Source organism: Alistipes putredinis DSM 17216 (genome assembly GCF_000154465.1).
Classification (GTDB): Bacteria; Bacteroidota; Bacteroidia; order Bacteroidales; family Rikenellaceae; genus Alistipes; species Alistipes putredinis.
Genome location: NZ_DS499577.1, coordinates 353,052 through 366,517, shown reverse-complemented (window position 1 = coordinate 366,517; position 13,466 = coordinate 353,052). Strand labels below are relative to the sequence as shown.

The following is a 13,466-nucleotide window of genomic DNA, read 5'->3' as shown; positions in this document are numbered from 1 at the left end:
ATTTTATTTGCATTTTGCCGAGGCGAAGTATCTAAATAAAAAGGCAGCGACACGATCGGGAATCCCAGATACGAAATTCGAAAAATCTGTTCCGGCATAAGGTTCGACATCTCTTTCGGAACCGGCGGCACGAATTCCCACGCTCCCGCATTCCCCGAAACCCGGTCAGGGACAGAGGCAAATCCGGTGTCCGGAACCGACTCTCGGCAACACGCCGTAACCTATTGTTTCACAACGATTAAAAAAATCCATTCGACGCCTTTTTCCGCTTCGTTCGAAACGATCACCGGGGCAGAAATTATTTATTAAAAATTTTTGCACAAAATTTGGAAATTCAAATTTGTTCACTATATTTGTTATTCGAATAACAATACGGCCCTTCTCCGAAGAAAAACGGAGCGAGCCCAAAGGAAGGGAAATAACCATTAAAAATTCAATACAATGGCCAAATCATTAAAAATCAGAGATCTTACGTTGCGTGACGGCCAACAGTCGTCTTTCGCTACACGAATGAACCAGGCCCAAATCGACCGCTGCCTTCCTTTCTACAAGGATGCGAACTTTTACGCCATGGAAGTTTGGGGCGGCGCAGTGCCCGACTCGGTAATGCGCTACCTGAATGAAAATCCCTGGACCCGCCTGGAAACCATTCACAAGGCAATCGGAAACGTATCGAAGCTCACGGCCCTTTCGCGCGGCCGCAACCTCTTCGGTTACGCCCCCTATACGGACGAGATCATCGACGGCTTCTGCCGTAATTCGATTCAGAGCGGCTTGGGCATCATGCGTATCTTCGATGCCCTGAACGACGTGAACAACGTCAAATCGACCGTAAAATACGTGAAGCAATACGGCGGTATCGCCGATTGTGCTGTGTGCTATACGGTAGATCCGAAATATCCGGAAATCGGGTTCTTCGGCAAATTGATGGGCAAGAAGAACCCGAAGCCGGTATTTACGGACGAATACTTCCTCTCGAAAGCCAAGCAAATGGAGGCGCTGGGAGCCGATATGATCACGATCAAGGATATGTCGGGTCTGATCCCGCCCCACCGCGTGAGCAAACTGGTGAAACTCTTCAAGCAGAATCTGAATGTCCCCATCGATTTCCACACCCACTGCACCCCGGGCTACGGTCTGGCATCGGTGCTGGCGGCGATCGTCGCAGGAGTCGATATCGTCGATACCAACTGCTGGTACTTCAGCGGCGGTACGGGAGCGCCGGCTATCGAGTTGATCTACGTCTTCTGCAAGAAACTGGGGATCGACACGGGTGTCAACATGGAAGCCGTTGCCAAGATCAACACCCAGCTCAAGGAGATCCGCAAAGAGCTCGAAATTTCGGTCTTCGGCAAAGAGAAGCCTATGCCGAAGCCTTTCAATCCGCTCACCGACGAACTTCCGAAGGAGATCGACGCCGAATTCGACCGTGCGATCAAAGCAGCGCAGGCGGACGACGAAGAGACGCTGCTCGACGCCTGCCACAAGATCGAGGCCCATTTCGGATTCCCGGCACCGAACGAACTGGTCAAGAAGGCCGAAATCCCGGGCGGCATGTACTCCAACATGGTGGCACAGCTCCAGCAGCTCAAGGCCGAGGAGATTCTGCCCCGCGCCATGGAGTTGATCCCGACTGTACGTCTGGCCGCAGGTCTGCCGCCGCTGGTGACCCCTACCTCGCAGATCGTGGGTGCCCAGGCCGTAAGCTGCGCATTGGACGAAAAGGCCGGACGGCCGATGTACACGACCAAGAGTTCGCAATTCGTTGCTCTCGTAAAGGGCGAATACGGTGAAACGCCGGTGAAGATCGACCCCGAATTCCGGTTCAAGATCTGCGGTGTACGCGAAGAGATTCCCTACGATACGTCGAAATACCAGATGCAGCCCAATCCCGAACTGCCCGAAGCAGGAGGCGTAAAGCTCGCTGCCAATGAAAAAGAGGTGCTTCTGCTCGAGCTCTTCCCGATGGTTGCCAAGACATTCCTCACCGACCAGAAGAAGAAAGCCTACGAAGCGACGGCAGCCAAAGACACTCCGAAAACTGCCGCCCGGAGCGAACACAAGGTCGAAGCCAAAGCCATCACGGGCCACAAGGTGACCGCTCCCCTGCCGGGCAAGATCATCGCCCTGAAGGTGAAGGTCGGCGACAAGGTAAAAGCCGGACAGGAAGTGGTTATCCTCGAAGCGATGAAGATGGAAAACTCGATCACCAGCGACGTGGCGGGTACGATCAAGCAGATTCTCGTACAGGAAGGCGACAACGTCGCAACCGATGCCATCCTGGTGGAAGTGGAAGAATAGCTCCTTTCCGGAAATATCATCCGACCGGTCCCGAAAAATCAACGGGACCGGTTTTTCTTTTTGCAAATAAATAGTATCTTTGACTTCGTCTTGGATACTTCGCCTCGGCAAAATGCAAATAAAATTTGCTTTTGCACTCGGCTTATTCGTAATCTTTGACTTCGTCTTAGATACTTCGCCTCGGCAAAATGCAAATAAAATTTGCTTTTGCACTCGGCTTATTCGTAATCTTTGACTTCGTCTTAGATACTTCGCCTCGGCAAAATGCAAATAAAATTTGCTTTTGCACTCGGCTTATTCGTATCTTTGTATATTATCGTATTGCATTTGCCACAATTAACCTTAAAAATCAACGTATATGTCTTTTTTCAAAGAATTTCGGGAATTTGCCCTCAAGGGCAACGTAATGGACATGGCTGTCGGCGTAATCATCGGCGGTGCGTTCGGAAAAATCGTTTCATCGCTAGTCAACGACATCCTGATGCCGCCCATCGGCGCCCTCATCGGCAATACGGACTTCTCGTCGCTGCGGCTCGACATCAGCAAGGTGCGCGACCTCTCCTCGAAAGCGACACACGTAGTGACCGACGCAATCGGGTCGGGTACGGCGGAGAGTGTTCCTGCGGAACCGATCTGGTGGAATTACGGCGCATTCATCCAACAGTGCGTGGATTTCGCTATCCTGGCCTTCTGCGTCTTTCTGATGGTCAAGATGATGAACAAGCTGATGAAGAAAAAACAGGAAGCCGCGCCGGCACCGGTGCCGGAACCGTCCAAGGAGGAGTTGTTGCTTACGGAGATTCGGGACCTGCTCCGGGAACAAAAAAAATAATCCGTCCGAAAGCGGATCCCATGCGCAAAGTCCGACTCCGATCAAGAGTCGGACTTTCTGTTGCGCGTATAAATCTGAGTGACATACACCGTGAAAATCGGGAACATCATCATTCCCAACGTAGGGAGCAACACCGTCAATATCTTACCGACGGCCGTCACGGCAAAGATATCGGCACCGACAGTCGTAAGGTTCATACTGGCCCACCAGATCGCATCGCCGAAATCGTGCAACGCAGGATTGACTTCGATCTCGTAATCATAAAAAATCAAAGCGGCGAAATAGGTGAACACCAACATCGACAAGACGTAGGAGGTCAGCAATCGCGTAACCCGATTATTGATGATCCAGGTGAAAAGCACATACAGCCCCAGCAAAGCCCGCAAAAGAGGTACGAGTCCCATCAGCATCGCTTCCGCATGCGAAAGTTCGATCCCCATCCAATCGACGATATTCAAATAGGGAACGGAAAGAAGAAAGAAATAGAGATTGCGAAAGAAAAAACGCCAACTGTGGTCAGCCATCCACATCCGGGCAAAGAAATCGGCCAGAAAAACAACACAGACGATCCCTTGCAACAGCAGGTAGTCAGTCGAATAATGCCGCGGGTCCCCCAGGAGAATCTCCCACGAAACGGCCACGAGCAGAGATGCTCCGGCCAGGAGGGACAAGACATTGAGTATCTTGAGCGGCAGAGGTTGAAAGTCGGAAGTCTTCGCTTGCACCATATACGATTCTCATTTTACTTCCCTTTACCCGTCAAAATCAATGCCATACGATTCAACATGCATTTTCAGGACATATTTTTCGGAGAAAGATTTGGTCCGTTCAACTTTTTGGTTTATATTTGCACTCGCTTTGAAACGGAAAGCTATGGCGAGATAGCTCAGCTGGTTAGAGCGCATGATTCATAATCATGAGGTCGAGAGTTCAAGTCTCTCTCTCGCTACAAACGATGAAGAAACCCCACAGTCAGGCAACTCTTGAAGAGTTGCCTGACTTTCTTTTTACCAAGTGAAAGCCTGACAAGTCAAAAATTCCAATTGCAGCGAGCCGTTCAAAAAATTCCCACTTCGAACACAAAAATAAGCGCAGAAGACACAACTTTACAATTTTTGTCCCCTTGTACTTCACCCTATCGCTCCGATTTAGGTACGAGCAAAATCACATCCAGCACATCGCCCGGAGCCGCAGCCTGGTAACGCCACACGAGCCGCCCCGCCTGCTCCTGCACGACCTCGCCGATCGGCTGCCACCGGTTTTCCTCGCGTGCGAATTTCTTATCCAGCGGTCCGGGAATCCACTTGAACACTTCATACCGACCTTCGGCCACATCGGGAAAAACGAACGATACGGAGGCCCCTTTCCGCTCCGCGACCAGATAGGAACCGCCGAAAAACTGACGGTCCTTCGCCGTGCGGCGCAACCATTTGCCCCGCGCCTTCATCCGCTCCGAATCAGCCTGCCGTCGCTCGCTGCCGCCCAAATCGAGCAGGTCGCTCAAGGCCAACAGCGACGCATGTGCCAATTCAGCCAAACTCTCCCGGGAAACCCATTCCCCTGCCGGATCGTTATTATAATAAGTATAGGGCGTTTCGAACGTCACGGCCAGCGTTCTCTCGCCGAAGCGCTGCCAGAACCAACCCTCGGCATACCGGGGAGCAGCTTCCGAAAAACGCTGGTCGATGGGACGGTAATACGGCGTATGGGCGACCGTCAGGGCCGACAGCAGCATCTTGCGTCGATACATTTTTGCAGAGGTCGATTTCGCCGTATGAATCCAGTACGTCACGAACGGCGCACTCTGGGAGTGAAGATTCAACGCTACGTCGAAAGGACGCTCTGTCGAAAGGCTGTCGATCGTGCGTTTCAGGACCCTCACTTCAGGCTGTGTCAGGGAGTCGGGCCGATCCCAGTTGATTTCAAGATTGACACCTTGCGCCGTGGAACGGGAATAACCGCCCCGAACACCGTCAGGATTGGTCTCGGGAACCACGTAGAAAACCGTGCGGCGCAAAATCTCCCGCGAAAGAGGCGCATCGGAAAGCAGTTCGTCGATCATTGCCTCGAGATACCATGCAGCAGGTGCTTCGCTGGTATGCACACGGGAGTGAATCCACACCCGGCGCTTGAGGCTGTCCGGAACAGTGGCATCCGTGAGGATCAGCATTTCGATCGGACGTCCTTCTCCGCTCCGGCCGATCCGCTGACGTCGCACGAAAGGCGAACATGCCCACTCGTCGGCTTTGGCTTTATGTCGGGCATGACTGTAAGGCAGGAAATAAGCGACATAAACCGTGTCGTGCAGGAAATATTTATAGACTGTCTGCGGCAGCGAACATTCACCTGCATCGAAGCGCAGGTATTCCTCCCCGTCGTACGAATAAAACGGCCGCACCATCTCGGTATTGGGAATACGCAGAAACATCAGCTTTCCCTTCACCCCTTCCAGGCGAAAATGGAACCAGCGGCTGCTGGGCAGAAGGGCCGTATCGACGGGATTGAGTGGGTCGATGCGCGACCGTATTCCGAAGCTCATCACCTCCAGCGAATTTTTCGCGGCATGAAGCATCCGCACCGAATCGATCCGGCGGACCGACCCGATGCTGCCCGTATCGAAATCGGCAGAGATGGTTACCTGCGCCGCAACATTTCCCCAAACGCCCGGTAGTGCGACGGCCAATAGGACAATTTTTATCCACAACGCCTTCATAAACGAAAATTTATGATTTCGGCTCCGAGCCGGGAGCGCCCGTTTCACAACAGCATTTTCCGCAACTCATCGCAGCTCCGCTGCGCTTCGCGGTGACGGAACAGAAAAGTCGAAATACCGAATGTACGGGCGGCTTCGAGATTCACCGGACGGTCGTCGATAAAAAGGGTTTCGGCCGGATCGAGCGAATAACGATCGAGCAGACGACGGTAGATCTCCGGCTCGGGCTTCACGACCTGCTCTTCGCAGGAGATGACCTCCCCGTCGAAACAGCGGTAAACCGGCATCTTGCGCAGGAAGTCGATGAACTCCCGCGACATGTTCGACAGCACATATAACTTATAACCGACCCGTTTCAGGTCGCCGACCAACGCACGGGTTTCGACGATCTCCTCCTGCCGGTCGATCGCATCCCGAATAAAACGGGCCGTGACCCGCTCATCGCACGCCTTTTCCCGGCTCAATATACGGACGACCTCATCGAGCGTAAGGGTGCCCCGGTCGTAATCCACCCAAAATTCCGGCATTTTCTCCGCATGGATGAACGCGAAGAACTCCATAAATTCCGGCTCCCACTTACGTGGATCGCGCCCGAAAACCACACCTCCCAGATCAAATACGATATTTTTCATACGGCAAAGATAGTGAAAGGTGAGTGCAATCGTGCGGGCTTGCACGCAAAGATTGCCGAACCGCCTCCTATCTTCTGCAAAGATAGTGAAAACCGAGAGAAAACGGGAACTTGTTTACAGTTTTCCGAGGCGCAACCTACGTAAAATCGTACAAGGCACGGGCAAATTAAAATATCGCTTCCGAACAAAACAACCTTTTCATCTAATTTTTTAGTAGATTTATTTGCACATCTAAAATTTTAGTACTAAATTTGTAGTAAACCAATAAAAACACAATGAAAACAGACAATACCACCCTCAAAAAACTGACACGCGGCGAAGAAGAGGTCATGCAGATCCTCTGGCAACTGGGCGCAGGTTCCATCAATGATCTCATCGCCGCAATGCAGGAGCCCAAACCGAAATATACGACCATCGCCACTTTCGTCAAAATACTCGAGAACAAAGGCTACGTCGGACGTACGGAACGGGGCAAAAGTTACGAATACTACCCGCTCGTTCCCAAAGAAGAGTACGCCAAGACGGTTGTTTCTTCGATATTGAACTCCTACTTCGACGGGTCGTTGGCCCAAATGGTTTCTTTCTTCTCCCGGCGAGAAGACCTTTCGATACAAGAAACCGAACAAATCCTCGCCATCATCCGGCAAGCCCGACATAAAACCGACAAGTCATGAAAGAGATCGTCCGATACATCCTCGAAACAGTCGTTTGCAGCGGCATACTGTACGGCGCATACCTGCTGTTTCTGCGCAATTGCACGGGGTACCTCGCAGCACGGCTCTGCCTCACGGGGTCGCTCCTCGCGGCGGCTCTCATTCCCTTGCTCCGAATTCCGGTCTGGCCGGGCAAGGTGATTTACGCCACCGCAGGCACTCCCGCCAAAACCACCTTCACCGCCCCCTCCGTTTCCGCCGCCGCGTTCGATTACGAGGCAGCGATATGGATCGTGTACGGTTGCGGAGTACTTCTTCTACTCTCTTCCATGTTCCGGCAAGCGCTTCTGATCCGACGCCTGCGACGACACAGTACACAGGAACGAATCGGACGTATCGTATTGGTACGCCCTACTGCTCAAATCGCATCGTTCTCCTTCTTCCGCACGATTTATATCAGCCGCTCCGTCGCAGAAAAAGACATTGCGGCGATCTTCGCCCACGAAAAGAGTCACGTCATCCACCGCCATTCGCTCGAACGGATCGTTATGGAGAGCCTGAAAGCCCTGCTGTGGTGGAATCCTTTCGCGTGGCTCGCAGCACGCGCACTTACCGAAGTGGAAGAGTTCGAAGCCGACCGCGACGTACTCGCCGAGGGGCACGACACAGGAAATTATCTGAAAACCATCTTCACGCAGCAGTTCGGTTACAGTCCGGACGTAGCCGACGGTCTGTCCAATTCATTAACCAATTCATTAACAAAAAAACGAATCCAAATGATGACAACGCCTATGAAGAGCAGATACGCTCTGCTCCGCCTGATCGCAATGCTCCCCATCGTCACCGGCCTGCTGGCAGCTTTCGGATTCACCTCCAAAGCGGCAGAAATCCGCATCCAGGACAAATTGCCGTCAGCTTACACCCCGACCGACCCGCCAGCGGAAACCGCCGAAAAAACCGCCTCCCCGGAAAACGAAGACTACGACCTACTGCTCGTAGTCGATGGGGAAGTCACCGATTTCAAGACGGATCCCGTCACCGGCCTGCGCTCTCTTACACTTCCCAGTGGTACCTATAGCATCGTAGGAACAGAGAATCTCACGCCCGAAATGCGCGAGAAATACGCCGCCTATCTTCCCGGAAAGGCCGCCGTCTTTTTTTACAAAAAAGACACGACAGGGAAAGCTTCGAAAGTCCAAATACGGGATGAAACCGCTTACTCCCAGATCGCCGTCTGCAATGCCACGCTCGCACTCGAACAGACAGAACAGATGCCCTCATTCCAGAGCGGAGATATGAAGGCTTTCCACAACTGGGTAAACAGTCAGATTCGTTATCCGGCGGAGGCTTTCAAAAATAACCTCGGCGGGAAAGTCGTAGCACAATTCACTGTCGATCAAGCCGGCAGCGTCGGCGACATAAAGATTTTGCAGTCCCCGGATAAATGCTTCAGCGATGAAGTGACCCGGATACTGGAATCCTCGCCGAAATGGACACCGGGCCGCGACGAAAAAGGTGACGCCGTAAAGGTCAGTCTCGTCATTCCCGTCGATTTCCGAATGACCGCAGAAAAGCCTTCGGAAAATTAACAGGACTCTTTACAACCCCCGCAGGACAAGAATCCCTGAATTGGCCGGGAATTTTCCGATCCATACCCTTGTCAAGCAGCTTCTACCAACAAAAAAGAGGTTACGGTTTACACCGTAACCTCTTTTTACATCAGAATATAGACCTCTATCAGCTGCCGAAATTATCGTAAAGAATATTCTCGGAAGGCACGCCCAGGCTGTCGAGCATCTTCACCACCGACGAAATCATCATCGGAGGACCGCACATGAGGTAAATATTGTCCTCGGGAGCCTGATGGTTCTTCAGGTAATTCTCATACAGCACGTTGTGCACGAATCCGGGCGTATATTTCACTCCGGCGGCATCCGCCTGGGGATCCGGACGGTCAAGCGCCAGATGGAACTTGAAATTCGGGAACTCCCGCTGGATTTCGAGGAACTCATCCATATACGGCACCTCCTTGAGCGCGCGGGCGCCGTACCAGAACGATACGGGACGCGAAGTCTTCTCGGTCTTGAACAGGTGCATGATGTGGCTGCGCATCGGTGCCATACCTGCACCGCCGCCGATGAATACCAGCTCCTGCGTCGCGGGCAGGTTGTCAGGCAGGAAGAACTCGCCGTAAGGACCCGAAATCGTCACCTTGTCGCCCGGCTTGCGGGAGAAGATGTACGACGAGCAGATACCGGGATTCACCTTGGCGAAAGTACCCGTAGCCCGGTCGAACGGAGGCGTGGCGATACGGATGTTGAGCATGATGATATTGCCCTCGGCCGGATGGTTGGCCATCGAATAGGCCCGGAACGTAGGTTCGGGATTCTTGGTCACCAGATCCCACATCTTCATCTTATCCCAATCCTCGCGGTAAGGCTCTTCGATGTCCATGTCGGAGAATTTGATGGCATCGTACTTCGGAATGTCGATCTGGATATAGCCGCCGCTGCGGAACTTGAGGTTCTCGCCTTCAGGTAATTTCACCACGAACTCCTTGAGGAAGGTCGAGATATTGCGGTTCGAGATCACCTCGCACTCCCACTTCTTGACACCCAGCACCGACTCCGGCACGTGGATCTTGAGATTTTCCTTGACTTTCACCTGACAGCCCAAGCGCCAATGCTCCTTGGCCATCTTGCGGTTGATAAAGCCCGTTTCGGTCGGCAGCAGTTCGCCGCCGCCCTCCAGCACCTGACATTTGCACATGCCGCACGAACCGCCGCCGCCGCATGCCGACGGCAGGAACACGTTGTTGTTGGCCAGCGTCGAAAGCAGCGTGCCGCCGCTCTCGGCGATGAGCACTTTCTCCCCGCCGTTGATGTCGATGGTGACATCGCCCGAGGTGGTCAGTTTCGCCTTCGCAAAGAGAAGCAACCCCACGAGAACCAGGGTTATCACCAGAAAGGCAACGATCGCTATGATAATTGTTAACGTCATCTTTTTATCTCTTTTAAAGGATTACAACTTGATACCCGAGAAGATCATGAACGCGATACCCATCAAACCCGTGATGATGAATGCGATACCGGGACCCCGGAGTGCAGCGGGAATCTGCGAGTAGGTCGTCTTCTCGCGAATGGCGGCCATCATCACGATCGCCAGCCACCAGCCCAGACCAGAACCCAGACCATAGACGATCGACTGCCAGAGCGAAGTGATCTCCAGCGCATCGACCTTTTGCTGCATGAAGAGCGAACCGCCCAGAATGGCGCAGTTCACGGCGATCAGCGGCAGGAAGATACCCAACTGATTATAAAGCGTCGGCGAGAATTTCTCGACGGCCATCTCCACGAGCTGCACGAAAGCGGCGATCGTGGCGATAAAGACGATGAAAGTCAAAAAGCTCAAATCGACTCCCGGGACCAATACATCGGCTTTGAGGACGTATTCGTACAAAAGGTAGTTCAGAGGCACGGTCATCACCATCACGAACGTAACGGCCAGACCCAGGCCGAGGGCCGTCTTGACGCTCTTCGATACGGCGATGTAGGAACACATGCCGAAGAAGAAGGCGAAGACCATGTTGTCGATAAAGATCGACCGGATAAAGATATTCAATGATTCCATACGTTACCCTCCTATTTTTCCTGTAAATCCTTGTTGTGAGAACGATGTACCCAGATGATGCACCCTACGATGATCAGCGCCATCGGCGGAAAGAGCATCAGACCGTTGTTGGAATAACCGCCGCCGTTGGCGATGTACCAGTTTTCGGGAACGATCTGGTAGCCGAGCAGCGTTCCCGAACCGAACAGTTCGCGGAAGAAGGCCACGATCACCAAAATCATACCGTAGCCCAGACCGTTGCCGATACCGTCGAGGAATGCGGGCCAGGGCTTGTTGCCCAGAGCGAATGCCTCCACACGACCCATCACGATACAGTTGGTGATAATCAGACCGACATAGACGGAAAGCTGTTTGGACACTTCATAGACGTATGCCTTCAGTATCTGGTCCACGAGAATCACCAGCGCGGCGATCACAACCAGCTGAACGATAATACGGATACGCGAAGGCACGCCCTTGCGCAGGCAAGACATCACCATACTCGAAAAACCGGTCACGACGGCCACCGAGAGGGCCATTACGATCGCCGGCTTCATCTGCACGGTTACCGCCAGGGCCGAGCAGATACCCAGGATCTGCACGATGACGGGGTTGTTCGCAGAGAACGGACTGGTCAGGTATTTCAAATTCTTAGCCGAGAAGATCGACTCCTTTTCATTACTCATGGCTCTCGTTTACGTTTTGCTGGTTAGACACTTCCGAACTTGCAGCCTCGTTCGCGGCAGCGGGTGCCGACTGTGCTGCGGCCTGATGCTGACTTTCGAAGTAAGGCAGGTAAGCCGACAGGCAATCGCGGAGCATGGCCGTCACGCCGTCCGAGGTTTTCGTACCGCCCGAAATACCATCTACCTCGTGCTCGGGATCTTTCGCACCGCCCTTGCGCAGGCTGACCGATACGAACTCGCCGCTCTTGAACAGCTTCTTGCCGGCGAAATGCGCCTGGAACTTAGGCGTGGCGATCTCGGCACCGAGGCCCGGGGTTTCGCCCTTGTGGGCCATGACGATACCCGACACGGTATCCATATCCTTTTCGAGCGCCACATACCCCCAGATATCGCCCCAAAGACCCATACCGATCAGCGGAATGACGACGCGACCGTCTTCGGTCTGAAACAGAATAAGACGCTTGGCATCGTAATTATCGCGGATATTCTGGTTGGTGGCGAGCATCGCGAAGACCTCCTTGGAGGGAGTTTCGGTTTTCACGCCGTCGGCATCGAGGACGAAGGATTTGACCTGGTTGTCGAAATCGGCCAGCGCCCGGTCGAACTCCTGCGGATTTTCGTCGGGGCTGTACCCGAGCGACTGGAGAATATTGCTCTTCTTCTCCTGCAACTCGTTCTCCGCCTGACGCTTTTGCAACGAGAGCGAAGCCACGGCCAGCAGAGTCGCCACGATGACGACCATGACCGTAGAATAGACGATGATATAAGTGTTGCTGTTGGGATTGTGCATCCAGCCCTTTTTCTGGCCGGACCGATCCTCCGTAAATGCCGACGAGGAAGCCTGGCAGACGGGGCAGGTATCGGGTGCGGAGTTACCTTCGTGGACATGTCCGCAAATGCTGCATACGAATTTTTTCTTTGCCATATCTCCCCTATTTTACCAATTTAACACGTTTCTTCCGGCGCGAGATGCTGGACTCGACCACGCAGTAGTCCACTAGCGGAGCCAATGCGTTCATGAAGAGGATCGCAAGCATCATACCTTCGGGATAGGCCGGATTGACCACACGGATCAACACGGCGAGCGCACCGGTGAGGAACCCGACGATATACTGGCCCGTACGGGTCTGGGCCGACGTGACGGGATCGGTGGCCATGAACACGGCGCCGAAAGCGAAACCGCCGACGATCAGATGCTCCCAAGCGGGGTAGGTCGTCACGCCGAGTGCCTGGAAAAAGTATCCCATTGCCAGGCCGCCGATAAAGACGAACGACATCGTGCGCCACGAAGCGACGCCCGTAAAGAGCAGAATCGCTGCGCCGATCAGAATCGCCAGCGTCGAAGTTTCGCCCACGCAGCCGGGAATGAATCCCAGGAAAGCGTCCGCCGTCGAATAACTCATCGCACCGCTCGTAGCGAGCTGTTCGAGGGCCGTAGCACCCGAGACAGCGTCGTCGGCGAACCAGACCTTCTCACCCGAAATAAAGGGCGTGTAGGCGAAAAACACGAATGCACGCGCCACCAGCGCGGGATTGAAGACATTCATACCCGTACCGCCGAAGACCTCCTTGCCGAAGATGACGGCGAAAGCCGTACCCAGCGCGATCATCCAAAGCGGCGTACCGACCGGCATAATCATCGGGATCAGCAGACCCGACACGAGGAAACCTTCATTGACTTCGTGTCCGCGCTTCTGGGCGAAAAAGAACTCGATGCCCAGACCGACCACGTAGGAAACCACGATCATCGGCAGCACCTTGAGAAAACCGAACCAGAAGGCTGCCCAGCCGGTCATACCCACCTGATAGCCTGTATTGTACATACCGAACAACAAGGCCGGCATCAGCGCCACGACCACCACGATCATCGTACGCTTCATATCGTTGCAATCGCGGATATGGGCTCCTCTGCTCGTGGTCGTATTCGGCACGAAAAGGAACGTTTCGAACGCATCGAAGGTCGATGCGAGGAACGAAAGCTTGCCGCCTTCGGAGAAGGTCGGCTTGATTTTATCTACGAATTTTCTTAAACCTCCCATC

General features: G+C 53.5%; 12 protein-coding genes and 1 tRNA gene. 5 read left to right on the top strand and 8 right to left on the bottom strand.

The window, feature by feature from the left end; all coding sequences use genetic code 11:
- The first annotated feature begins 441 nt into the window (after positions 1-441).
- Both ALIPUT_RS01875 and mscL read left to right on the top strand, forming a co-directional pair.
- Positions 442-2,301, top strand: a complete 1,860-nt coding sequence (locus tag ALIPUT_RS01875; RefSeq protein WP_004327923.1) for a biotin/lipoyl-containing protein — start codon at positions 442-444, stop codon at positions 2,299-2,301.
- 358 nt (positions 2,302-2,659) lie between these two features.
- Entirely contained in the window at positions 2,660-3,133 is a 474-nt protein-coding gene (gene mscL, locus ALIPUT_RS01870; RefSeq protein ID WP_004327921.1) for a large-conductance mechanosensitive channel protein MscL, read from the top strand.
- 41 nt (positions 3,134-3,174) lie between these two features.
- On the opposite strand, the gene ALIPUT_RS01865 is transcribed toward mscL, so the two are convergent.
- Positions 3,175-3,861 (bottom strand): potassium channel family protein, encoded by a 687-nt coding sequence (locus ALIPUT_RS01865; protein ID WP_004327920.1) that lies wholly within the window; start codon positions 3,859-3,861, stop codon positions 3,175-3,177.
- Between the two features lie 147 nt (positions 3,862-4,008).
- On the opposite strand from ALIPUT_RS01865, the gene ALIPUT_RS01860 reads away from it, so the two are divergent.
- Positions 4,009-4,082, top strand: a tRNA-Met gene (locus ALIPUT_RS01860).
- A 186-nt stretch (positions 4,083-4,268) separates the two neighbouring features.
- Here ALIPUT_RS01860 and ALIPUT_RS01855 read toward each other — a convergent pair.
- Complete coding sequence (locus ALIPUT_RS01855; protein ID WP_004327919.1) at positions 4,269-5,846, bottom strand: M14 family metallopeptidase; 1,578 nt, start codon at positions 5,844-5,846, stop codon at positions 4,269-4,271.
- A 44-nt stretch (positions 5,847-5,890) separates the two neighbouring features.
- Positions 5,891-6,478 (bottom strand): HAD family hydrolase, encoded by a 588-nt coding sequence (locus ALIPUT_RS01850; protein WP_004327918.1) that lies wholly within the window; start codon positions 6,476-6,478, stop codon positions 5,891-5,893.
- A 275-nt stretch (positions 6,479-6,753) separates the two neighbouring features.
- Between ALIPUT_RS01850 and ALIPUT_RS01845 the strand changes: the two genes are divergently transcribed.
- Both ALIPUT_RS01845 and ALIPUT_RS12005 read left to right on the top strand, forming a co-directional pair.
- Positions 6,754-7,152, top strand: a complete 399-nt coding sequence (locus ALIPUT_RS01845) for a BlaI/MecI/CopY family transcriptional regulator (protein ID WP_004327916.1) — start codon at positions 6,754-6,756, stop codon at positions 7,150-7,152.
- Positions 7,149-8,720 (top strand): M56 family metallopeptidase, encoded by a 1,572-nt coding sequence (locus ALIPUT_RS12005; protein WP_004327915.1) that lies wholly within the window; start codon positions 7,149-7,151, stop codon positions 8,718-8,720. The genes ALIPUT_RS01845 and ALIPUT_RS12005 overlap by 4 nt, the downstream gene beginning before the upstream one ends.
- 148 nt (positions 8,721-8,868) lie before the next feature.
- Here ALIPUT_RS12005 and nqrF read toward each other — a convergent pair whose 3' ends face one another.
- The 5 genes from nqrF to ALIPUT_RS01815 are packed head-to-tail and all read right to left on the bottom strand — an operon-like array spanning position 8,869 to position 13,465.
- On the bottom strand, positions 8,869-10,131 hold the full coding sequence (gene nqrF / locus ALIPUT_RS01835; protein WP_004327914.1) for an NADH:ubiquinone reductase (Na(+)-transporting) subunit F: 1,263 nt from the start codon (positions 10,129-10,131) through the stop codon (positions 8,869-8,871).
- Positions 10,132-10,152: 21 nt separating this feature from the next.
- Positions 10,153-10,761 carry an NADH:ubiquinone reductase (Na(+)-transporting) subunit E gene (nqrE, locus tag ALIPUT_RS01830; RefSeq protein ID WP_004327913.1) on the bottom strand — a complete coding sequence of 203 codons (609 nt, stop codon included), beginning with the start codon at positions 10,759-10,761 and terminating at the stop codon, positions 10,153-10,155.
- Between the two features lie 11 nt (positions 10,762-10,772).
- Positions 10,773-11,426 (bottom strand): NADH:ubiquinone reductase (Na(+)-transporting) subunit D, encoded by a 654-nt coding sequence (locus tag ALIPUT_RS01825; RefSeq protein ID WP_004327912.1) that lies wholly within the window; start codon positions 11,424-11,426, stop codon positions 10,773-10,775.
- Positions 11,419-12,351: an NADH:ubiquinone reductase (Na(+)-transporting) subunit C gene (gene nqrC / locus ALIPUT_RS01820; RefSeq protein WP_004327911.1), complete on the bottom strand. Its 933-nt coding sequence runs from the start codon at positions 12,349-12,351 to the stop codon at positions 11,419-11,421. Before nqrC ends, ALIPUT_RS01825 begins: the two co-directional genes overlap by 8 nt.
- 7 nt (positions 12,352-12,358) lie before the next feature.
- Positions 12,359-13,465: a Na+-translocating NADH-quinone reductase subunit B gene (locus ALIPUT_RS01815; protein ID WP_004327910.1), complete on the bottom strand. Its 1,107-nt coding sequence runs from the start codon at positions 13,463-13,465 to the stop codon at positions 12,359-12,361.
- Position 13,466 lies beyond the last annotated feature (1 nt).

Coding starts and splice junctions, on each gene's coding strand:
- ALIPUT_RS01875 (WP_004327923.1), top strand. CDS start 442: ATGGCCAAATCATTAAAAATCAGAGATCTTACGTTGCGTGACGGCCAA.
- mscL (WP_004327921.1), top strand. CDS start 2,660: ATGTCTTTTTTCAAAGAATTTCGGGAATTTGCCCTCAAGGGCAACGTA.
- ALIPUT_RS01865 (WP_004327920.1), bottom strand. CDS start 3,861: ATGGTGCAAGCGAAGACTTCCGACTTTCAACCTCTGCCGCTCAAGATA.
- ALIPUT_RS01855 (WP_004327919.1), bottom strand. CDS start 5,846: ATGAAGGCGTTGTGGATAAAAATTGTCCTATTGGCCGTCGCACTACCG.
- ALIPUT_RS01850 (WP_004327918.1), bottom strand. CDS start 6,478: ATGAAAAATATCGTATTTGATCTGGGAGGTGTGGTTTTCGGGCGCGAT.
- ALIPUT_RS01845 (WP_004327916.1), top strand. CDS start 6,754: ATGAAAACAGACAATACCACCCTCAAAAAACTGACACGCGGCGAAGAA.
- ALIPUT_RS12005 (WP_004327915.1), top strand. CDS start 7,149: ATGAAAGAGATCGTCCGATACATCCTCGAAACAGTCGTTTGCAGCGGC.
- nqrF (WP_004327914.1), bottom strand. CDS start 10,131: ATGACGTTAACAATTATCATAGCGATCGTTGCCTTTCTGGTGATAACC.
- nqrE (WP_004327913.1), bottom strand. CDS start 10,761: ATGGAATCATTGAATATCTTTATCCGGTCGATCTTTATCGACAACATG.
- ALIPUT_RS01825 (WP_004327912.1), bottom strand. CDS start 11,426: ATGAGTAATGAAAAGGAGTCGATCTTCTCGGCTAAGAATTTGAAATAC.
- nqrC (WP_004327911.1), bottom strand. CDS start 12,351: ATGGCAAAGAAAAAATTCGTATGCAGCATTTGCGGACATGTCCACGAA.
- ALIPUT_RS01815 (WP_004327910.1), bottom strand. CDS start 13,465: ATGGGAGGTTTAAGAAAATTCGTAGATAAAATCAAGCCGACCTTCTCC.